The 21328-nt window shown below is 72.9% G+C and carries 16 protein-coding genes and 2 pseudogenes; 9 read left to right on the forward strand and 9 right to left on the reverse strand.

Going from position 1 to position 21328, the window contains the following annotated elements; translation table 11 throughout:
- Positions 1-39: 39 nt before the first annotated feature.
- Both ACZ619_RS09400 and ACZ619_RS09405 read right to left on the reverse strand, forming a co-directional pair.
- Positions 40-363, reverse strand: a pseudogene (locus tag ACZ619_RS09400) (MFS transporter); the annotation flags it as partial.
- 64 nt (positions 364-427) lie between these two features.
- On the reverse strand, positions 428-1168 hold the full coding sequence (locus ACZ619_RS09405) for a GntR family transcriptional regulator (protein ID WP_469596224.1): 741 nt from the start codon (positions 1166-1168) through the stop codon (positions 428-430).
- A 144-nt stretch (positions 1169-1312) separates the two neighbouring features.
- Between ACZ619_RS09405 and ACZ619_RS09410 the strand changes: the two genes are divergently transcribed.
- Complete coding sequence (locus ACZ619_RS09410; RefSeq protein ID WP_469596226.1) at positions 1313-2515, forward strand: cytochrome P450; 1203 nt, start codon at positions 1313-1315, stop codon at positions 2513-2515.
- 48 nt (positions 2516-2563) lie between these two features.
- On the opposite strand, the gene ACZ619_RS09415 is transcribed toward ACZ619_RS09410, so the two are convergent.
- Together ACZ619_RS09415 and ACZ619_RS09420 are read right to left on the reverse strand one after the other, a co-directional pair.
- On the reverse strand, positions 2564-4147 hold the full coding sequence (locus ACZ619_RS09415) for an ABC transporter permease (RefSeq protein WP_469596229.1): 1584 nt from the start codon (positions 4145-4147) through the stop codon (positions 2564-2566).
- Complete coding sequence (locus ACZ619_RS09420) at positions 4144-5049, reverse strand: ABC transporter ATP-binding protein (protein ID WP_469596232.1); 906 nt, start codon at positions 5047-5049, stop codon at positions 4144-4146. Before ACZ619_RS09420 ends, ACZ619_RS09415 begins: the two co-directional genes overlap by 4 nt.
- 83 nt (positions 5050-5132) lie before the next feature.
- Between ACZ619_RS09420 and ACZ619_RS09425 the strand changes: the two genes are divergently transcribed.
- On the forward strand, positions 5133-5627 hold the full coding sequence (locus ACZ619_RS09425; protein WP_469596235.1) for a GbsR/MarR family transcriptional regulator: 495 nt from the start codon (positions 5133-5135) through the stop codon (positions 5625-5627).
- A gap of 71 nt (positions 5628-5698) precedes the next feature.
- Here ACZ619_RS09425 and ACZ619_RS09430 read toward each other — a convergent pair whose 3' ends face one another.
- The 3 genes and pseudogenes from ACZ619_RS09430 to ACZ619_RS09440 form a co-directional block, all read right to left on the reverse strand.
- On the reverse strand, positions 5699-7732 hold the full coding sequence (locus tag ACZ619_RS09430; RefSeq protein WP_469596238.1) for an NACHT domain-containing protein: 2034 nt from the start codon (positions 7730-7732) through the stop codon (positions 5699-5701).
- Positions 7725-8780: a DUF6801 domain-containing protein gene (locus tag ACZ619_RS09435; protein WP_469596240.1), complete on the reverse strand. Its 1056-nt coding sequence runs from the start codon at positions 8778-8780 to the stop codon at positions 7725-7727. The genes ACZ619_RS09430 and ACZ619_RS09435 overlap by 8 nt, the downstream gene beginning before the upstream one ends.
- Positions 8781-8913: 133 nt before the next feature.
- A pseudogene (locus ACZ619_RS09440) lies at positions 8914-9343 on the reverse strand (amino acid permease); the annotation flags it as partial.
- 149 nt (positions 9344-9492) lie between these two features.
- Between ACZ619_RS09440 and ACZ619_RS09445 the strand changes: the two are divergent.
- Both ACZ619_RS09445 and eutC read left to right on the forward strand, forming a co-directional pair.
- Positions 9493-10884 carry an ethanolamine ammonia-lyase subunit EutB gene (locus ACZ619_RS09445; RefSeq protein ID WP_469596243.1) on the forward strand — a complete coding sequence of 464 codons (1392 nt, stop codon included), beginning with the start codon at positions 9493-9495 and terminating at the stop codon, positions 10882-10884.
- Positions 10881-11639 (forward strand): ethanolamine ammonia-lyase subunit EutC, encoded by a 759-nt coding sequence (gene eutC / locus ACZ619_RS09450; RefSeq protein ID WP_469596245.1) that lies wholly within the window; start codon positions 10881-10883, stop codon positions 11637-11639. The genes ACZ619_RS09445 and eutC overlap by 4 nt, the downstream gene beginning before the upstream one ends.
- Before the next feature lie 51 nt (positions 11640-11690).
- Here the strand turns inward: eutC and ACZ619_RS09455 are convergent, their stop codons facing one another.
- Complete coding sequence (locus ACZ619_RS09455; protein ID WP_469596248.1) at positions 11691-12527, reverse strand: diacylglycerol kinase family protein; 837 nt, start codon at positions 12525-12527, stop codon at positions 11691-11693.
- 197 nt (positions 12528-12724) lie between these two features.
- On the opposite strand from ACZ619_RS09455, the gene ACZ619_RS09460 reads away from it, so the two are divergent.
- From ACZ619_RS09460 to ACZ619_RS09480, 5 genes are all read left to right on the forward strand, one after another.
- Positions 12725-14008, forward strand: a complete 1284-nt coding sequence (locus ACZ619_RS09460) for an adenylosuccinate synthase (protein WP_469596250.1) — start codon at positions 12725-12727, stop codon at positions 14006-14008.
- 122 nt (positions 14009-14130) lie between these two features.
- A complete protein-coding gene (locus ACZ619_RS09465) occupies positions 14131-16119 on the forward strand; it encodes a methyltransferase domain-containing protein (RefSeq protein WP_469596252.1) in 1989 nt (662 codons plus the stop codon).
- Between the two features lie 156 nt (positions 16120-16275).
- Complete coding sequence (locus tag ACZ619_RS09470; RefSeq protein WP_469596254.1) at positions 16276-18078, forward strand: bifunctional metallophosphatase/5'-nucleotidase; 1803 nt, start codon at positions 16276-16278, stop codon at positions 18076-18078.
- A gap of 249 nt (positions 18079-18327) precedes the next feature.
- Entirely contained in the window at positions 18328-19599 is a 1272-nt protein-coding gene (locus tag ACZ619_RS09475; protein WP_469596256.1) for a DUF3500 domain-containing protein, read from the forward strand.
- A complete protein-coding gene (locus ACZ619_RS09480) occupies positions 19596-20957 on the forward strand; it encodes a HupE/UreJ family protein (protein ID WP_469596259.1) in 1362 nt (453 codons plus the stop codon). Before ACZ619_RS09475 ends, ACZ619_RS09480 begins: the two co-directional genes overlap by 4 nt.
- Here the strand turns inward: ACZ619_RS09480 and ACZ619_RS09485 are convergent.
- Positions 20911-21222, reverse strand: a complete 312-nt coding sequence (locus ACZ619_RS09485) for an SCO4225 family membrane protein (RefSeq protein ID WP_469596261.1) — start codon at positions 21220-21222, stop codon at positions 20911-20913. The two genes, ACZ619_RS09480 and ACZ619_RS09485, sit on opposite strands and share 47 nt — an antisense overlap.
- Positions 21223-21328 lie beyond the last annotated feature (106 nt).

Genomic DNA, 21328 nt, shown 5'->3' on the forward strand with positions numbered 1-21328 from the left:
TCCGGCGGTGCCGATCCAGAGTGCGGCCGGTGTGCCGAGTGCGGAGCCCGCGGTGCCGCCCAGGACGGCGCCCAGCGGGATGCCGCCCCAGGAGACGAAACGGGCCGTCGCGCTCATGCGGCCCAGCAGCCGGTCCGGTGTCAGCGACTGCTGCACGCTGGACTGGGCCACCACGCGGACGACCCCGCCCAGGGACAGCGCCCCCAGCCCGGCCGCGGCCACGCTCCAGCCAGGCCGGGCCGCCGGCATCAGCGCGGCCGGCGGACAGGTGACCAGCGGGGCCAGCCAGACCACCGTGCGCCGCCCGAACCGCCGCGCGGCCCGCGCGGCGAGCAGCGCGCCCAGCAGCGCACCGCAGCCCATCCCGGACAGCACCAGGCCGACGCCGTAGGACGAGAGCCCGGCCTCCCGCTCCAGGACGCATCGGTCACCGCTCGACCGCGAACTCGTAGACGACCTCACGGCAGGCGTCCGGGACGACGATGTCGGCGGTCTCCACCGGGCGGCCGTCGATGTCGTGGATGGTCCGCTCGATGCGGAGCACGAGGTCCCCGGCCGTGATGCCCAGCAGGTTCGCCTGGGCCCGGGTGGCGCGGGCCGGGCGGGGCAGCTCGACCACCGTCGCGACCTCCACGCCGATCGACCGCATCCGCTCGACCACGCCCCTGCCCGCGAGCGGCCCGCGCTCGGGGAGCACGACGGGGGTGCCGTCCGTGAGGGCCAGCGGTTCCCAGGAGTCGGAGAGCTGGACGGGCCTGCCGTCGGCGAGGAACTCGTAGCGCGTGCGGACGCACAGGTCGCCGGCGCCGACGGCCAGCCGCTCGGCGATGGCGGCCGGCGCGGGGACCCGGGCCTGGCTGTGGGCCTCCCACGTGCCCGCCCTGCCCCGCTCCGTGAGCGCGGCGAGCGAGCCCTCGCGGCGCCGGGAGCGGACCATCCGCAGCCGCTCCCTCGGCACCCGCAGGTACGTCCCCGAACCCGCGCGTCCCTCCATCAGGCCGTCGACGGCCAGCCGCTCCACCGCCCGTTGCACGACGTTGCGTCCCACGCCGTACTCCTCGGTGAGCCGGGCCCGCGACGGAAGCCGGTCCCCGACCCGCCACTCGCCCGCGGTGATCCGCGCGCGCAACGCGTCCGCCACGGTCAGATAGGGCGCCTCGCGGGGCATGTGCGACTCCGATCGCCGGTGTTCCCACCCGGTCCCGGGGAACTCGCAAGTTACTTCAGGCTGTGGGGGCTGATGCAGCAGGAATACGGTCCGTAGGGCGGTCACCCCTGGTCAGGAGGGGGAGCTGCGGTCTAACGTCCGTGCATGGCAGCCTTCGACCCCTGGGACCCGGACTTCCTCGCCGACCCTTACCCCTCCTACGCCGAGCTCCGCGCCCGGGGCCGGGTGCAGTACTTCGAGCCCACGGACCAGTGGCTCGTCCCGCACCACGCCGATGTCTCGGCGCTGCTGCGGGACCGGCGGCTCGGGCGGACGTACCAGCACCGGTTCACGCACGAGGACTTCGGACGGACCGCGCCCCCGCCGGAGCACGAGCCGTTCCACACGCTCAACGACCACGGCATGCTCGACCTGGAACCGCCGGACCACACCCGCATCCGGCGGCTGGTCTCGAAGGCGTTCACCCCGCGCACGGTCGAGCGGCTCAGACCGTACGTGGCCGGGTACGCCGGTGAACTCGTCGACCGGCTGGTCGAGAAGGGCGGCGGCGACCTGCTCAAGGACGTCGCCGAGCCGCTGCCGGTCGCCGTCATCGCCGAGATGCTGGGCATCCCGGAGGCGGACCGGGGCCCGCTGCGGCCCTGGTCGGCGGACATCTGCGGGATGTACGAGCTGAACCCGTCCACCGGGACGGCGGAGCGGGCGGTGCGCGCCAGCGTCGAGTTCTCCGAGTACCTGCGGGAGCTGATCGCCGAGCGGCGCGCGGCCCCCGGCGACGACCTGATCTCCGGGCTCATCGAGGCGCACGACGAGGGCGACCGGCTCACCGAGCAGGAGATGATCTCCACGGCCGTCCTGCTCCTGAACGCCGGTCACGAGGCCACCGTCAACGCCACGGTGAACGGCTGGTACGCCCTCTTCCGCAACCCCGGCCAGCTGGCAGCCCTGCGCGCCGACCACTCCCTGATCCCCACCGCGATCGAGGAGCTGATGCGCTACGACACCCCGCTCCAGCTCTTCGAGCGCTGGGTGCTGGACGACATCGAGATCGACGGGGTCGCCGTCCCGCGCGGTGCCGAGATCGCCATGCTCTTCGGCTCCGCCAACCACGACCCGGCGGTCTTCCACGATCCCGGCCGGCTCGACCTCGCCCGCGGCGACAACCCGCACATCTCCTTCAGCGCCGGCATCCACTACTGCATCGGTGCCCCGCTCGCCCGGATCGAGCTGGCCGCCTCGATGGCGGCCCTGCTGGAGCGGGCCCCGGACCTGGACCTGGCGGCGGAGCCGGAGCGCAAGCCGAACTTCGTGATCCGGGGACTGGAGGGGCTCGCCGTCACGGTCTGAGCGGCCCGAGCGGCCCGAGCGGCCCGCATGGTCCGCATGGTCCGCGCCTCAGCCCGCCGTCAGGTCCCGGTGGCGTAGTCCCGCCAGCCCGGCGGCGGTCAGCGTCGCCGCCAGCACCAGCAGTGTCAGCACCGGGGTCCATGACATCTCCCCGCCGGGCAGCTTCGGCAGATGGCCGAAGGGGGAGAGGCCGAGGACGGGCCGGGGCGCGTTCAGGGCCGGGCCGATCCAGCCGATCAGCAGCACCGCCACCGCCACGCCCCAGGCCGCCGGGGCGAGCCGGGGCGCCAGGCCGTACAGCAGGACCGTCAGTCCGCCGATCAGCCACACCGCCGGGACCTGCACCAGGCAGGCGGCCACGACGGGGCCCGCCTCCCGGCCGTAGCCGACGGCGATACCCGCCGCGGCCAGCAGCATGATCAGGGCCGAACCGGCGAAGGCGACGGTCAGATGGCCGCCCGCCCAGCGCAGCCGGCCCACCGCGCAGGCCAGCAGCGGCTCGGCGCGCCCCGCGGACTCCTCGCCGTCCAGGCGCAGGACGGAGGCCACGACGAACAGCGCCGCGACCAGGCCCAGGGTGCCGATCATCGAGGCGAGGAACGCGTCGGTGAGGCCGCCGCGGCCGCCCATCCGCTCGATGACCGCCCGCGCGTTCTCGTTGTCGCCGACCAGGCCGGCCACGCCCTCCGTGAGCCCGCCGTAGACCACGCCCGCCAGGAAGAAGCCGAGCGACCAGCCGAGCACCGCGCCCCGCTGGAGCCGCCAGGCGAGCGCGGCGGCGGAGCCGAGGCGGCCGGCGGCCGGACCGGGGCGGGCCGGGAAGAAGCTCATGCCCAGGTCGCGGCGGCCCGCCAGGAGGTAGGCCACGGCCGCCTGCGCGAGCACCGCCCCCGTGAACAGGAGCAGCACCCACCAGCGTTCGGAGGCGAACGGGCGCAGCTCCTCCAGCCAGCCCAGCGGCGAGAGCCAGGTCAGCGGTGACGAGCCGTCGGCCCGCGCCGAGTCGCCCGCCGCGCGCAGCACGAAGGCCGCGCCGAGCACCGCCGACGTCAGGCCCCGCGCCTGCCGCGCGCTCTCCGTCAGCTGGGCCGCGATCGCCGCCGTCGTCGCGAAGAGCATGCCGACGGCGCCGAGGCCGAGCCCGAAGGACAGCGCCCCGGCCGCGCCCTGCCCCGCCAGGCCCGCCGTGACCAGCAGCGCGAGTACGGCGTTGGCGACCGCGGCGGCCAGCAGCGCCGCGGTCAGCGACGCCCGGCGGCCCACCGCGCCCGAGGCGAGCAGCTCCGCGCGGCCGGTCTCCTCCTCGTCACGGGTGTGCCGTACGACGACGAGCAGGCTGGTGGCGGCCGCGAGGACGCCGGCGAACACGCCCACCCGCCAGGCCGTCAGCGCGCCGAGCGAGGTGTCGTGGAGCGGGCCGATCAGCGCGCGGAAGGACGCGTTGGTCTCCAACTGCCGCACCAGGCGGGCGCGTTCCTCGTCCGTGCCGTACAGGCTCCGCAGGGTGTCCGGCATCGAGAGGACCATCAGCGCGTTCACCGCGATCCACACCGGGGTCGTCACCCGGTCGCGGCGCAGGGCGAGGCGCAGCAGGGTGCCGGTGCCGGTGAGGCCCGAGAGGGCGGTCGTCACCGGGCCACCGCCCCTTCGGTCTCGTCCCGGTAGTGGCGCAGGAAGAGTTCCTCCAAGGTCGGGGGCGTGCAGGTGAGGGAGCGCACGCCGGTCCGGGAGAGCGCGCGGAGTACGGCGGTGAGCCGGTCGGTGTCGACCTGGAGGCGGACGCGGTGGCCCTGGACGTCGAGGTCGTGGACGCCGGGCAGGTGCGCCAGCCCGTCGGGGGGAGCGGCGAGTTCGGCGGTCACGCTCGTGCGGGTGAGGTGGCGCAGGTCGCCGAGCGAGCCGGACTCCACGGTGCGGCCGGCGCGGATGATGCTGACGCGGTCGCAGAGTTCCTCGACCTCGCCGAGGATGTGGGACGACAGCAGCACGGTCCGGCCCCGGTCCCGCTGCTCCTCCACGCAGCGCCGGAAGACCTCCTCCATGAGGGGGTCGAGGCCGGAGGTCGGTTCGTCGAGGATCAGCAGGTCGGCGTCGGAGGCGAAGGCGGCGATCAGGGCGACCTTCTGGCGGTTGCCCTTGCTGTAGGTGCGGCCCTTCCTGGTGGGGTCCAGCTCGAAGCGCTCGATCAGGTCCGCGCGGCGCGCCGGGTCCAGGCCGCCGCGCAGCCTGCCGTACAGGTCGATGACCTCGCCGCCGGAGAGGTTGCGCCACAGGGTCACGTCGCCGGGGACGTAGGCGATCCGGCGGTGCACCTCCACGGCGTCCCGCCAGGGGTCGCGGCCCAGGACCCGCGCGGTGCCCGAGTCCGCGCGCAGCAGGCCCAGCAGTACCCGGACGGTGGTCGACTTGCCCGAGCCGTTGGGGCCGAGGAAGCCGTGCACCTCGCCGGTCTCGACGTCCAGGTCGAGGCCGTCCAGGGCGTGGGTGCGGCCGAAGGACTTGTGGAGTCCGGCGACCGTGATGGCCTTCGTCATGCTTCAGAACGTACGCTTCCTTCAGAAAGTTGTGAAGATAAGGAAGCATAGAAAGAAAGTGAAGCGCCGATAGGGTGGTGGCCATGAGTGCGGATGCGGTGGGGCGCGACCAGGAGGCGGTCTCGAAGTTCGTGGAGAGCTTCGCGGCACAGCTCGTCGAGGCCGGGATGCAGCGGATGCCGGCCCGGATCTTCGCGGCCCTGCTCGCCTCCGACGCGGGCACCCTCACCTCGGCGGAGCTCGGGGAGCAGCTCCGGGTCAGCCCGGCCGCGGTCTCCGGCGGGGTGCGCTACCTGGCGCAGCAGCACATGGTCGCGCGGGAACGGGAGCCGGGCTCGCGCCGGGAGCGGTACCGGGTGCACAGCAACCAGTGGTACGAGGCCCTCACCAACCGGGAGGCCGTCATCAAGCGGTGGGAGCAGGCCCTGCGCGAGGGCGTCACCAGCCTCGGCGCCGACACCCCGGCGGGCCGCCGCATGGCCGAGACCCTCGCGTTCTTCGAGTTCGTGGACGGCGAGATCGCCCGGATGATGACCCGCTGGCAGACCCGCCGGGAGGAACTGTTCGGGCGGGAGTGAGGCACCGGGGGTGAGGTGCCGGGGTGAGGCGCCGGGGGCGGAGCCGGAGCCGGGCCCGGCGGCCGGGCCCCTCAGGGAGCGTTCGTCAGTTCCTCCCGGAGGCGTTCGTGGCGGAACTGGTAGACCGCTCCGGCCCGGCGCAGGGTGCCCCTGTCGCAGGCGTCCTCCAGGAACGTCACCAGGCGCCAGGGCAGCCGGCCGGTCAGCGGGAGCCAGATCCGGGCCAGCGCGACCCACTGCCCCCACGCGGTCAGACAGAGGCCGTAGCCGAGGCCGCCGCCGAACGCGCCCTCGATGCCGAAGGTCAGCCCCAGCTGGACGCTGCGCAGCGGGGTCTCGGTGAAGCTGCCGGCGAACCAGGCGACGAAGCCGAACACCAGCGCCCAGACGACGCCGTGGGCGTGCACGTTCCGCCGGTTCAGCCGCAGCAGGTCCGCGCAGCTGACGGACTTGGTCACGTCCACCGTGGCCTCCAGCAGCGCCGTGACCGCGAGCACCGCCCCGGTGCCGAGCCCGATGATGAGCGGGAACTGGGCCGCGGACACCAGCCCGCCGCCCAGCCCGTCGTCCAGGCCCAGCCACGGTACGAGGGACCGGTCGACCCCGACGATCGCGACCGCGCCCGCCAGCCCGACCAGGGACCCCAGCGTGATCCTGGTCAGCAGCCCGGCGCCCAGCTGCCGTTGGGCCTCCCGGCGGAGCGTGATCTCGATCGGCGTCGGTTTCAGCAGGCGGCCCCTGCTCGCGCGGTGGTAGACGAAACCGAACCCGCCGCCGAGCAGCAGCCCGTGCAGCAGGCCGACGACCAGCCCGCGCCGGACGGCGAAGCCGAGTCCGTGCCCGGTGGCGATCAGGTCGACGGGGATGTTCCCGATCGCGGTGACGAGCGCGAAGGAGAGCCCGGCGAGCACCGAGATCACCGTGGTCCGCTGCCGGAGCGGCAGCGTCGTGCCCAGCTCCCACCAGGCCAGGTCGGTCGTCGGGGTCTCCCGCTGCCCCAGGTCGTGGGCGAGGTAGCCGAGCCAGCGCCGGGCCCGCCGCACCTGCGCCGGGCGCCGGTACACCGAGGGCAGGAACGCGCTCAGCAGATGCCGTTCGAGCCGCTCCCGGGTCGGGAACCCGTCGGACGCCAGCAGCGCCTCCGGGGTGTGCGTGCCGTGCTCGCCGTGGACGGCCGTGGCCAGCGCGACCATCAGCGGGGTGGTGAGCGTCCGGCACAGCGGGCCCTCCGGCTCGTCCCGCATCTCGGCCAGCACCCGGTCCCAGCCGCCCCGGGCACCCTGGGGACTGCTCAGCCGCAGGTACCGCACCGCGTCCTCCGGCCGGAGGTCCGCCAGCACCACGACGGCCGCGCCCTGGAGCCCCGTGGTGCCCTCGACCGCCTTCTTGTACTCGTCGTAACGGCTGGTGAGGACGTACGGCAGCCAGGTGCCGGAGAGCTTCTCCCGCGCCTGCGGGCGCAGGCCCTCGGGGATCTCGTCGAACCCGTCCAGGACCGGCAGCACCAGTCCGGCGTTCACCATCCGCTCGGCCAGGGTCGTCTCCCCGTCCGCGGTGACGGCCGCCAGCCAGGGCCGGTCCCGGCTCAACTGGCTGCTCAGCCAGCGGGTCAGCTCCGTCTCGCCGGGGTGCCACGAGCCGAGGCTGAAGACCTCCGCCACGGCCGCGCCGGCGGACCGCCGCTCCAGCGACCGCAGCACGAACTGCGCGCCCAGCACGCTCTTTCCCGAGCCGGCCGCGCCGAGCACCACGAGACGGCGGGTCGGAATCCGCTCGTAGACCTCGGCGATCCGGTCCAGCTGCCCGGACAGGTCCTCCTCGGGCCGCTCGCCCCAGACGGCCTCCGGGTGGTCCGTCGCCAGCTCCGGGTCGTCCGGCGGTGCCCAGCGCACCTGGAGCCGCCGGTGCTCCCGGACGCCGAGCTGCGCCTGCTCCTCCCGCCGGCGCAGCAGGACGCTCGCCGCCAGTTCGTCCTGCGGCAGGCGGCCCGCGCCGATGTTCAGGACCCCGATGGCGCCGGCGACGACCTGGGTACCGGAGCCGTACTGGTGCGCGTGGGTGACCTGCCGTCCCCGTTCCTCGCCGCCCGGTGCGCCCTCAGGCATCGTCACCCCGGCGCCGCCGGAACCACAGCGCGCTGCCGGCCGCGGCCAGTGCCACCGCCAGCGCCCCGGCCGCCGCGCGCAGCGGGGCCGGGAACGCCGTGCGGTCCCGCGCGGCGGCCCGGTCGTCGGAGTCGGCCCGGGTCACGGAGAAGGTCGGAGCGCCCCGCGCGGCGGACGCGGTCGCGGACGGAGAAGGGAAAGAGGACGAGGAAGGGGCGGCCGACGAGGCGGCCGACGCGGGCGCGGGCGCCGTACCGCTCGGGCCGGGAGCGCGGGAGCCGTCCCCCCGGCCGCCGTCGCCACCCGGCCCGGCTCCCCGGGTCCCCCCGGCCCCGGAGCTTCCCGAGCCCCCTCCCGCCGTGCCCGAGCCCGTCCCGGTGCCGCTGCCGCTGCCCGTGCCCGTCCCGGTCCCGGTGCCCGGGGGTGACGGCTCCTGGGACGCGCGCGGCAGGATGCGGAACGACGACAGCACCCTGTCCTGGCCGGAGTCGACGTCGCACGACGCGTCCACCGTGTGCACCACGGTCTCACCGCCGTCCGCCTGCCGTGGGGTGACCCGCAGCTCGACGTCGCCGACGACGATCTTCGCGTCGCCCGCCTCGGTGAAGGTGAGCGACCGCGCGGTCCCGTGCGCCGGGACGGTCATCGGTCCGGAGGACGGGATCTGCGTCACGGGCACGTCCATCGGCAGCGTGACGTCGATGTCCCCCTGCGGCGCGGCCACCACGGCGTGCACCTTCGCGGTGCCCTCCAGGCTCGTCGCCCCGATCCCGCGCAGGTCCCGCGGGACGAGGTCCCCGACCGTCGCCGACGCGGCCACCGGCAGCCGCGCGGTGGGCCGCCCGACCACGTGGGTGTCGGAGACGTCCCACGTGACCGAGCCCGTCATCGGCTGCCCGCTGATCAGCCCGAAGTCGCAGGTGTACCGGAAACTGCGGGGCGCGGGCGCCGCGTTCGCGGTCCCGGGCGCGAGGACCAGGACGAGACCGGCCGCCAACGCGGCGGCACGGCGTCCGGCCGGTAATTCACCTGGCGGTTCACCTGGCATGCACGCACCGTACGTGCGCGGTCGCGAGGAGTCTGCCCAAGCAGCGGAACCTTCACCCCGCTTCCACGAGGTGCCGGTCCCACGCGCCCCTACCGTTCCTTCGTCTCCTCCAGCACCGTCCGCCCCAACACGCGAAGCCGACCCATGACCAGAAGGCGACGATGAGGCCGAGCCCCGCGGACGTGCCCTTGAAGGCGTTGACCGGGTCCACCGGGCCGAAGGTGAAGCCGTGCGGGCCGCCGCCGTGCAGGGTGACGCAGGCCGCCATCGCCGCGAGGACGGTCACCTCGGTGCCGAGCAGCACGACGAGGAGCTTCTCGGCGACGGAGACGCCGAACCAGGTGCCGGTGGCGTTGACGGCGAGCATCACCGGGGCGAAGGCCCACCAGGGGCAGCCCGGAGGCCGGGCCCGCGGTACGGCCGAGGCCGTGGGAGATGAAGCCGTAGAAGGCGCCGGTCGAGGTGATGTGCTTGGCCATCGAGGTGAAGCCGACGGAAAAGATTGCCAGGACGACCATTGCGACCAGACGGCTCGCCGGGGCGACTCCCTCGCCCACTGCCATCGGGGTGGCCCCTTCCTGGTCGTTCACTGCTCCACTGGACCGGAACTCTGGAGTCCGAATGGGTCGGTCGGTGGCGTCGGCGCGTTAAATGTTTGTCAATCAGACCTTTAGAAATCTGGTGGCAACACACCCCTCGTACGGTCCGTGCCATGACCACGTACACCGCCGCCCTCGGCGGCCGGAGCCACCGCTTCGGCTCGCTCGCCCGACTGCTGGCCGCCGCGAGCCCGGAACGCTCCGGCGACCGCCTGGCCGGGCTCGCCGCCGGTTCCGCCGAGGAGCGGGTCGCGGCCCGCTGGGCGCTGGCGGAGGTGCCGCTGGCCCGCTTCCTGGCCGAACCGGTGATCCCCTACGAGGACGACGACGTCACCCGGCTGATCATGGACACCCACGACGCGGCCGCCTTCGCGCCGGTCGCGGGGCTGACGGTCGGCGAGTTCCGCGAGTGGCTGCTCTCCGAGGCCGCCGACACGCCCGCGCTGGCCGCCCTGGCCCCCGGTCTCACGCCCGAGATGGCCGCGGCGGTCTCCAAGCTGATGGGCAACGCGGACCTGGTGGCGGTGGCCCGCAAGGTCCGGGTCGTCACCGCGTTCCGCTCCACGATCGGCCTTCCCGGCCGCCTCGCCACCCGGCTCCAGCCCAACCACCCCACCGACGACCCGGCCGGGGTCGCCGCCGCCCTCCTCGACGGCCTGCTGCTCGGCTCCGGCGACGCGGTCATCGGCATCAACCCGGCCACCGACAGCCCCGGCGCCGTACGCGACCTGCTGGAGCTCCTGGACGGCGTGATCGGCCGCTACGCCATCCCCACCCAGTCCTGCGTCCTGTGCCACGTCACGACGAGCGTGGACCTGATGGAGCGCGGCGCCCCGGTCGACCTGGTCTTCCAGTCCATCGCCGGGACCCAGGCCGCGAACGCCTCCTTCGGGGTCACGCTGGGCCTGCTGGACGAGGCGCACGAGGCGGTGCGCGCGCTGGACCGGGGGACGGTCGGCCGCAACGCGATGTACTTCGAGACCGGGCAGGGCAGCGCCCTGTCGGCCGGCGCGCACCACGGGGTGGACCAGCAGACCGTGGAGGCCCGCGCGTACGCCGTGGCCCGCCGCTACGACCCGCTCCTCGTCAACACCGTCGTCGGCTTCATCGGCCCGGAGTACCTGTACGACGGCCGGCAGATCCTCCGCGCGGCCCTGGAGGACCACTTCTGCGGCAAGCTCCTCGGCCTGCCCATGGGCCTGGACATCTGCTACACCAACCACGCCGACGCGGACGACGACGACATCGCCACGATGCTCACCGTGCTCGGCGTGGCCGGCGCCTCCTTCGTGATCTGCACCCCGGGCGGCGACGACATCATGCTCAACTACCAGTCCGCCTCGTACCACGACGCGCTCTACCTGCGCGAGGTGCTCGGACTGCGCCCGGCGCCCGAGTTCGAGACCTGGCTCACCACCATCGGCCTCCTGGACGACCGGGGCACCCTCCGCGAGCCCGGCGAGGCCCACCCGCTGACAGCCATCGGAAGGGAACTGACCGCATGACCGAAGCAGCGCTCGGGACGGACGGACTGTGGCCGGTCCTCCGCCGCCGCACCCAGGCCAGGATCGGGCTCGGGCGGGCCGGCAGCGCTCTGCCGACGCACCATCGGCTGGCGCTCCAGACCGCCCACGCGGCGGCGCGGGACGCGGTGCACTCGGCGTTCGCGCCGGATCTGGTCGCGGCCGCGCTGACCGGGACGGCGACGGTGCGGGTGCGCAGTGCCGCCGCCGACCGGCCGACCTACCTCCAGCGGCCCGACCTGGGCCGGCGGCTCGACCCGGTGGACCGCGCGCACCTGCCGCACGGCCCCTGGGACCTGGTCTTCGTGGTCGCCGACGGGCTCTCCAGCCGGGCCGTGCACGAGCACGCGGCGCCGGTGATCCGGGCGACCGCCGACCGCCTGCCGGGCCTGAGCCTCGCACCGGTCGTCCTCGCCGAGCAGGCCCGCGTGGCCCTCGGGGACGACGTCGCCTTTGCGATGGGCGCGACGGCGGTGGTCGTCCTCGTCGGAGAGCGGCCCGGGATGTCGGCGGCGGACTCACTGGGCGCCTACCTGACCCACCGGCCGGTGCCGGGGGTGACGACGGACGCCGACCGCAACTGTCTCAGCAACATCCGCCCGCCGCTGGGGCTGTCCTACGAGGCGGCGGCGGGAAAGCTGGCGGCACTCGTGACGAGGGCCCGCCGGCTGGGCCGCACCGGCGTCGCCCTCAAGGACGAGACCGCCGTGAGCACCGGAACCCTGGAAGCCACGTGAGCCATCGCGGCGCCGGGAGCCACGCGAGCGGTCGTTGTGGTGGGCGGGGGGTCAGGCCGGGACCGTGAGGCCCCAGGCACCCTCCACCACCCGCCAGGTCCGCCGCCGCACCGGACCCGTCACACCGCCGTCCGCCCGGTAGCGGAAGTCCGCGCCCGCCACCGTCACCGTGCGGCCCGAGGCCCGTACCGGCGTCGCCTCCGCGCCCACCGACAGCGGCCGCACCTCCACCTCGGCCAGCCCGGCGCGCCCGCCCGGGGTCACCGAGACACCCTCCACCGGCTGGTCCAGGTCCACCACCGTCTGCCCGTCGACCTCCACCCGCAGCCGCGCCGGCGGTCCGGGCCGGGGTATCGCCCCGGCCGGGCGGACGCTCAGGGACCGCACCAGGTGCTGGTACGGCCGCAGCCACCCGCGGGCCGGCACCGGCTCCGGCGTCTCCTCGGCGGCCGCCGCCGGGGGGATCCGCAGCGCGCCCAGCACCACCCCGTCGCTCTCGTCGACCAGCAGGTCCAGGCGCCGTTCCACCCCGTCCAGGACGGCCCGCGCCGCCGCCACCGCGCCGGACGGCACCCCCAGCGCGTGCGCCACGCCCAGCGCGGCCCCGACCGGCACGACGGACAGCACACATCCGGCCAGTTCCCGCTGCCGGTGCAACAGGGTCACCGTACGCACCAGAGCGCCGTCGTCGCCCACCACCACCGGCCGCCGCGACCCCCTGCGGGACAGCACCCGGGCGAATTCCTCGGGCCCGTCCGGCATGCACACCTTCGCGGCCGCACCCGCGCTGAGCACGTCTTTCGCGATCCGGACGGATTCGTTGTCCGTTTCCCTCGCCGCCGGATCGATGATCACCAGCAGCTGATCGGACGTCGCGAAAGTCGCCACCTCGGTCCTGCCTCGCTTCCTCGGGTAGCATCACTGTGCAAGAGCCCCTTGCGCTATTGCGCCAGGGGCTTCGTCTATTCCGGGGCATCCGGTCCGACGGTTGTGCGGCCAACGACGGCCGCGGTGCTACGCGGCGACGAACCTTACGCGTACGCCCCTGACCTTGGACATGCCCCGCCCGGAAGGGGTGTACGCGCGTGCCCGCACTTGTGCTGCTCGGTGCTCAGTGGGGTGACGAAGGCAAGGGAAAGGCGACGGACCTGCTTGGCGGTTCCGTCGACTACGTGGTGCGTTATCAGGGCGGCAACAACGCCGGCCACACGGTCGTCGTGGGCGACCAGAAGTATGCGCTCCACCTTCTCCCTTCCGGAATCCTCTCGCCTACTTGTGTTCCTGTCATCGGCAACGGCGTCGTCGTGGACCCGTCGGTCCTGCTCTCCGAGCTGAGCGGTCTGAACGAGCGTGGCGTCGACACGTCCAAGCTCATGATCAGCGGTAACGCGCACATCATCACGCCGTACCACGTGACCGTCGACAAGGTGACGGAGCGCTTCCTCGGGAAGCGGAAGATCGGTACGACGGGGCGCGGTATCGGCCCGACCTACGCGGACAAGATCAACCGCGTGGGCATCCGGGTCCAGGACCTCTACGACGAGTCGATTCTGACCCAGAAGGTCGAGGCGGCCCTCGACGTCAAGAACCAGGTCCTCACCAAGCTCTACAACCGGCGCGCGATCGCCGTCGACCAGGTCGTCGAGGAGCTGCTGGGCTACGCGGAGAAGCTCGCTCCGTACGTGGCCGACACCGTCCTGGTCCTGAACAAGGCCCTGGAGGACGACAAGGTCGTGCTCTTCGAGGGTGGCCAGGGCACGCTCCTGGACATCGACCACGGCACGTACCCCTTCGTCACCTCCTCGAACCCGACCGCCGGCGGTGCCTGCACCGGCTCCGGCGTCGGCCCGACGAAGATCAGCCGGGTCATCGGCATCCTCAAGGCGTACACGACCCGCGTCGGCGCCGGCCCGTTCCCGACCGAGCTGTTCGACGCGGACGGCGAGGCGCTGCGCCGGATCGGCGGCGAGCGGGGCGTCACCACCGGCCGGGACCGCCGCTGCGGCTGGTTCGACGCGGTCATCGCCCGCTACGCGACCCGCGTGAACGGCCTGACCGACTTCTTCCTCACCAAGCTCGACGTCCTCACCGGCTGGGAGCAGATCCCGGTCTGCGTCGCGTACGAGATCGACGGCAAGCGCGTCGAGGAACTCCCGTACTCCCAGACCGACTTCCACCACGCGAAGCCGGTCTACGAGACGCTGCCCGGCTGGTCCGAGGACATCACCAAGGCCAAGTCCTTCGCGGATCTCCCGAAGAACGCGCAGAACTACGTCAAGGCGCTGGAGGAGATGTCCGGCGCCCCGATCTCCGCGATCGGCGTGGGCCCCGGCCGCGACGAGACGATCGAGATCAACTCGTTCCTGTAGCCGGTTCACGGCGGCCGGTGGACCACACCGGCCGCCGCGATCCACCGGCCGCCGTGGTTCGCGGGGGAAGCGCGGTGGGTATTGCCGTGGGTGTCGCGCGGACTTTCGAGCCGGGGCGGGCCATGGATCTCACGGCGCTGATCAGCACGGTGGCGGGGGTGGCGGGTACCGCCGTCGGATTCCTCCAGTGGCGGGACGGCCGCCGTTCCCGCGCCCGCCCGCGGCCGCCCGCGGTGTCGTCCGCCCTGCTCCTCGGCGAGTTCACCGTCCTCGCTCCCGACGCCCGGGTACGGGGTCACGCGCGGCCGCTGGTGGACCGTACGGCGGAGCTGCGTGCGCTGCGGGCCGGGGTGCGCGCCCACGCGCCGACGCTGGTCGTCGAGGGGTTCGCCGGGGTCGGCAAGACCACGCTGGTGGCTGCGCTGTGCGGGCTGTGCGCCCGGACGCACCGCGTGAGGTGGGTCTTCTGCGCGGAGCGCGCCCACACCCTGAACCTGCGCTCCCTGGCGCTCGCGCTCTCCTGCGACACCGAACTGGCCGGCGCCGGCGAACTCGCCCTGGTCTCCGGCCGGTCGGACACGGACGGGGAGCGGCTCCAGGACGCCCTCGCGGTGTTCCTGGCGGCCAACCCGCTGCTGCTCGTGCTCGACGACTTCCACACCGTGCGCGATCCCGCGCTGGTCGCCTGGGCGCGCCGCGCGGTGCACACCGAGGGCCGGTCGACCGTCGTGCTGACCAGCCGAAGACATCTGCGGGAGATCCCCCGCACCGCGGACGCGCCGTGGATCGAGCTGCGCGGACTGCCCGAGCCGGACGCCCGCGAACTGCTGGTGCGCTGCGGCGTACGGATGTCCGAGGCCGAGCTGGACACGGTCTGGCGCCGGGCGGGGGAGGGAAATCCCCAGGCCCTGACCCTCTTCGCCGGTCAGGCGACGCTCACGAGACCCGAGGTGCTGGCCGTGGACCTGTCCGCCCGACGCGACGACCTCAACGCCTGGATCGGTCCCGTCTACGACTCGCTCGACCCCGCCCAGCGCACGGTCATGAAGGCCGCGGCCTTCGTCCACGAGGCCGCCCCGGCCGAGCTGCTGGCCGAGCTGACGGGACAGGAGGAGACACCGGGGCTGGTGGCCGGGCTGGAGGCGCGGTTCCTGCTCCGGCGCACCGACGCCGGTGTGGAGCTGCACGGTTCGGTCCGGGACCACGTCGACGCCCGGCTCACCGACGGGGACCGGCGGCTGTTCGCGGGCCGCCTCACCCGCTGGTACCGGGAGCGCGCCCGGGAGGTGTTCCTGGCCGGGCTGGGCGCGGACGAGCCGTCGTACGGCCTGCTCTACCTGGAGAGCTTCCCCGACTACGTGGCCGCGGAGGAGCGGCACATCCGGCTGGTCGACGATCTGCTGGAGCGGCTCGCGGACACCGGCCTCGCCCTGCCGTCCGGGGCCCGGATCCTGGTCCTCGGGGCGGGCCACGGCACGCATGACGCCGGGTTCGTCAAGCACGGGCTCGACGTGACGGACCTCGACATCCAGCCGGAGGTCGCGGCGCTCGGCGAGCGGCGGGCGCTGCGGCTGGCCGGCCGGGTCCGCTACGTCGTGGCGGACATGACGCGCGGGCTGCCCGAGGCCGTCCCGGAGGCGTCCATGGACGCGGTGTTCAGCATCGGCTCGTCGTTCGGGTACGAGGACGCCGACGACGACAACGCCGGGGTGTTCCGCACGGCCGCCGCGGCGCTGAAGCCCGGGGCGCCGTTCGTCTTCGAGTACGTGAACGGGCCGCACTGGGAACACCGCAGGGTCCAGCGGCAGATCGACACGACCGTGCTGCCGGACGGCGCCGTCCGCACGGAGTACTCGGTCACCGACCCGACGACCGCGACCTCCCTGACGGCGGTCCGGCTGCGGCGCGCCGACGGCAGCGGCGGCTGGTTCAGGCACTTCATGCACTACTACCGGCTGCCCCAGGTGCTGTCGATGATGGAGCGGGCCGGGCTGCGCGAGGAGGCCGTCTTCGGCGCGCGCGGCGGCCGGGTGCGCGGCGCGTTCGAGGAGAGGGAGTCGGAGGCGATGGTGGTGATCGCGACACGGCAGGGTGAACGGCGTGCGGACTGAGGGTGTGCTCCGCCCCGAACGCCCCGCGCATTCCGCTTTGTTGACCCGGCCATGACCCGTTCCTGGTTTCGCGCGGACGCGGCGTACGGCAAGCATCTACGCGGGTAGCCCGCCGCCGTGCCCGTCCGACCGTGCCCTCAGCCCCAGGAGCCCCGTATGCCCGTCAACCCCATGAACCGGCGCGAGTTCGTGCAGAAGTCGGCCGTGACCGGCGCGGCGGTCGCCGTCGCCGGCACGCTCGGCGCCGGTACGGCCGAGGCCGCCCCGCACAAGCCCGAGCGCGCGCCCCGTACCTGGACCTTCTCCGTCCTGGGCACCACCGACCTGCACAGCCACGTCTTCGACTGGGACTACTACAAGGACGCGGCCTACAGCGACAGCAAGGGCAACTCCGTCGGCGTCGCCCGGGTCGCCACCCTCATCAAGCAGCAGCGCGCGGCCAAGGGCGAGGACCACGTCCTGCTGGTCGACGCCGGTGACATCATCCAGGGCACCTCGCTGGCCTACTACTTCGCCCGCGTCGACCCGATCGGGGACACCGTCAGGCACCCGATGGCCGTCGCCATGAACCACATGCGCTACGACGCCGCGGCCCTCGGCAACCACGAGTTCAACTACGGCATCGACACCCTGCGCAAGTTCGAGCGGCAGTGTCGCTTCCCGCTGCTCGGCGCCAACGCGCTCGACGCGAAGACCCTGCGCCCGGCCTTCCCGCCCTACACCGTCAAGAAGATCCGCGTCCCCGGCGCCCCGGACATCAAGGTCGGCATCCTCGGCCTGACCAACCCCGGTATCGCGCTGTGGGACAAGGACAACGTCAGCGGCAGGATGGTCTTCCCGGGCCTCGTCGAGCAGGCGAAGAAGTACGTGCCGAGGCTGCGCGCGCTCGGCTGCGACGTCGTCTTCCTGACCGACCACTCCGGCCTCGACGGCTCCTCGTCCTACGGCGACGAACTCCCGTACGTCGAGAACGCCTCCAACCTCGTCGCCGAGCAGGTCCCCGGCATCGACGCGATCCTGGTCGGCCACACCCACGTCGAGGTCTCCTCCTACACCGTGAAGAACGCGGAGACCGGCGAGGACGTCCTGCTCTCCGAGCCGTACTGCTGGGGCTACCGCCTGAGCGTCTTCGACTTCGAGGTCGAACTCGACCACGGCCGCTGGAAGGTGACCGGCAAGTCCGCGCAGACCCTCGACCCCAACACGGTCGACGAGGACCCGGAGATCAGGAAGCTGCTGGAGGCCGACCACGAACTCGTCGTGCAGTACGTCAACACGGCCGTCGGCACCTGCACCGAGGACCTCTCGGCGGCGGAGTCCTGCTGGAAGGACGTGCCGGTCATGGACTTCATCCAGGAGGTCCAGACGCAGGCGGTCAGGGCGGGCCTGTCCACGGCCGACGCCGCCCTCCCGCTGATCTCGGTGGCGGCCCCCTTCAGCCGCACCGCCGACATCCCGGCGGGCGACGTCACCATCAAGGACGTCGCCGGCCTCTACATCTACGACAACACCCTGTACGGCAAGAAGCTGACGGGTGCCCAGCTCAAGGACTACCTGGAGTACGCGGCGAAGTACTACCACCAGGTGCCGTCCGGCACGGCGGTGGACACCGCCACCCTCACCAACGCCAACAGCTTCTGGGACTACATGTACGACACGGCCGCCGGTGTCTCGTACGAGATCGACATCGCCCAGGCCGAGGGCTCGCGCATCAAGAACCTCACCTACGGGGGCGCGGCCGTCGCCGACGACCAGGTCTTCGTCGTCGCCGTCAACAACTACCGCGCCAACGGCGGCTCCGGCTACCCGCACATCGCGGCCGCCGAGATCGCGTACAGCTCCACCGACGAGATCCGCCAGCTGATGATCGACTACCTGCTGGCCAAGGGCACCCTGGACCCGGCCGACTTCGCCTCCGTCAACTGGAAGCTCACGCAGGACGGCACGCCGGTCTTCTAGCGGCGGCGGTCACCCGCTCCGGAAAGTGGCGGTCCCACCTCGGGTGGGGCCGCCACTTTTCTCTTTGGAAAATAAGGGGAACCTGTCAGTCCCCTCGGTGTATCCAGCCGAATATGTGAATCCTGAAACCCGCATTTCGGATGTAATTCGACTTTGTTTTCCGGATGCCTCCAGTGCGTTGAATAAAAACATTGTTAGTTGCTAACCTCCTGGTCAGCCGCCCCCCGCGTGCTACAGAAGGAGTATTTTGTGAGCAAAGAGAGAACTCGTCAGATACGCAACCGGCGGACCTGGCGGGGTGTGGCAGGAGCCGCCACGGCCGTTGTTCTGGTCGGCGGTGGATTCGCCGTTGCCAATGCCTCGACCGACGGCGCGCAGAAGTCCGGCGTGGGTGTCCAGCGCCCGGTGAACAAGAAGGCGAAGGGCGTCGCGGGCGTGGTCAGCGCCGCCAACGCGTTCCTGAACACCCTCACCACCGACCAGCAGTCGGAGACGCTGCTGGACTTCACCCAGGCCAACGCGACCGCCTGGTCCAACCTGCCGTGCGGCTCCTCCTGCCGTGTCGGCGTCGAGTTCAGCACGCTGAGCACCGATCAGATCGCCGCCGCCGAGGCCGTGCTGAAGGAGGCCCTGGGCACCGGCAAGGACACCGGCTACGAGCACGTCCTCCAGACCCTCGCGGCCGACGACGTGCTCGCCTCGGCGCAGGCCACCAGCACCGACGCCGCGCCGACGGACGCGCCGACGGACGCGCCGACCGACTCCGCCTCCGCGGACCCGAGCGCGACGTCCACCGACACCGCCGTTCCCACCGACGCCCCCACGGGCACCCCGCCCTCCGGCGGCGCCGGTGGCGGTGGCGGCGGCTACGGCAGCGGCCAGTACTTCCTGGCGTTCCTCGGTACCCCGTCGGCGACCGGCACCTGGCAGCTGCACTTCGGCGGTCACCACCTCGCCGTGAACATCACGTACAAGAACGGCAAGGTCGCCGGCGCCAGCCCGTACTTCACCGGCGTCGAGCCCTCCAGCTGGACCGCGAGCGACGGCACCACGGTCGCGCCGCTGAAGAAGTTCCGCGACGGCATGCTCAAGCTCACCGGCAGCCTGAGCACCGCGCAGCTGGCCGAGGCCAAGCTGTCCGAGTCGTTCAGCGACGTGCTGCTCGGCCCGGACAAGGACGGCGACTTCCCGGAGACCAAGGAGGGCATCAAGGTCAGCGAGCTCTCGGCGAAGCAGAAGAAGCTGGTCCTCGCCGCGATGCGCCCCTGGGTGGCCGACGCGGACGACGCCACCGCCGAGCAGCTCATGAAGACGTACGCCAAGGAGCTGGACGAGACCTACATCTCGTACTCCGGCGGCACCGCTCTGGACACCCAGGGCGACTACGTCCGCATCGACGGCCCCGGCGTGTGGATCGAGTTCGTCTGCCAGGACGGCGTCGTCTACCGCGACCAGATCCACTACCACACCGTGTACCGCGACCACACCCGCGACTACGGCAGCGAGTTCTCCTTCTCATGACCGGACCGCGACTCTGGCTGACCACAGTGCTCCGCCTGGTGGCCGGGATCGCGATCGTGGTGCCGACGGCGCTCCTCCTCGGGGCGTCGCCGGCCGCCGCGCATCCGATGCCGCACTCGGTCGTGCAGCTGGACGTGTACCGGTCCTCGGTCTCCGCCCGCCTGGAACTGCCGGTCTCCGACTTCTCCCGGGCCAGCGGCATCGCACTGGACGACGTCTCCGGGAAGACCGTTCCCGCCGCCCGCGCCCGGGCGGTCCGCGCCTACCTCGCCGCGCACGTCCACCCCACCACCACCGGCGGCAAGGCGTGGCGGGTCACCGTCGGCGCGATGCGGCTCAGCCGCACCCGGCAGACCTCCACCGGCACCTACCGCGAACTGACCGTCACCGCGGTCCTCACGCCCCCGGCCGGCGCCGACGTGCGCCGCTTCACCTTCCGCGACGACGCGATCGTCCACCAGGTCGTCACGCACGTCATCCTGGTGAAGGTGCGTCAGGACTGGGCGGGCGGGCACGTCGACGGCGAGGGCACCACCCAGGTCGGCACCATCGAACTCGACGTCCGGCACATGAAGGTCCCGGCCCTGAAGGTCGACCTCGGCACCGGCAGCGCCTGGCGCGGCTTCGTCGCGATGGTCGGACTCGGCGGCAACCACATCCTCACCGGCACGGACCACCTGCTGTTCCTGCTGATCCTGCTGCTGCCCGCGCCGCTGGCCGCCACCGCGGGCCGCTGGACCGGCCTGGTCCCCGCCCGCCGGGCGCTGCTGCGCATCGGCCGCATCACCCTCGCCTTCACGGTGGGCCACTCCATCGCCCTGGCCGCCAGCTCCCTCGGCCGCCTCGCGATCCCCTCCTGGCCGGTGGAGGCGTTCATCGCCGCCAGCATCCTGGTCGGCGCGGTCCACGCGATCCGTCCGGTCTTCCCCGGCCGCGAAGCGCTGGTGGCCGGTGTCTTCGGGCTCGGCCACGGCATGGCGTTCTCCTTCGTGCTGGCCGAGATGCACCTGTCCACCGGGCAGCTGGCGACCAGCCTCCTCGGCTTCAACCTGGGCATCGAACTCGTCCAGCTCCTGCTGGTCTGCCTCGCCCTGCCGTCCCTGCTGGTCCTCGCCCGGCTGCGGGTCCAGCCCGCGCTCCGGCTGACCGGCGCGGCGCTCACCGGCGTGGCGGCCCTCGGCTGGCTGGCCGACCGGCTCGGCCTGCCCAACCCCGTCGCCCGGACCGCCGACAGCGCCGGCTCGCACACCACGCTGCTGCTGATCGTGCTGGCGCTGGCCGCGCTCACCGCCGCCGGGTGGACCCTGGCCGTCAGGCGTTTCCCGGGCTCGTACGCCGGTGCGCGAAGCGTCCGCTGAGCGTCTGGTAGGCGAATCCGAACACGGCGGCCTGGACGAGTGCGCCGATCGCGACACCGGTCCAGGCCAGGGGGCCGGGGAGCATGACGAACAGCAGCGAGGTCGGGGCGGTGGCCAGGAAGGCCCAGACCCCGGCCATGCTCGCGCCGACGTGCTCGACGAACAGCGCGTCCACGACGACCCAGACCACGACGGCGGTGACCAGGGCGAGGTAGCCGAGGGCGACGGGCGTGCGCAGCGCCGATATGAGGGGGCGGGTGTTCATGGGAGCCTCCGGGCGGTCGGTCGTCTCTTGGTGTGCTCCCCACGATGCCGTCCGGCCGTCGGCGCCCGCCTGAGTAGGGCTACTCATCTCGACGTCCGTCGCCCTG

The sequence above is a fragment of the Streptomyces sp. NPDC104367 genome (assembly GCF_055583825.1).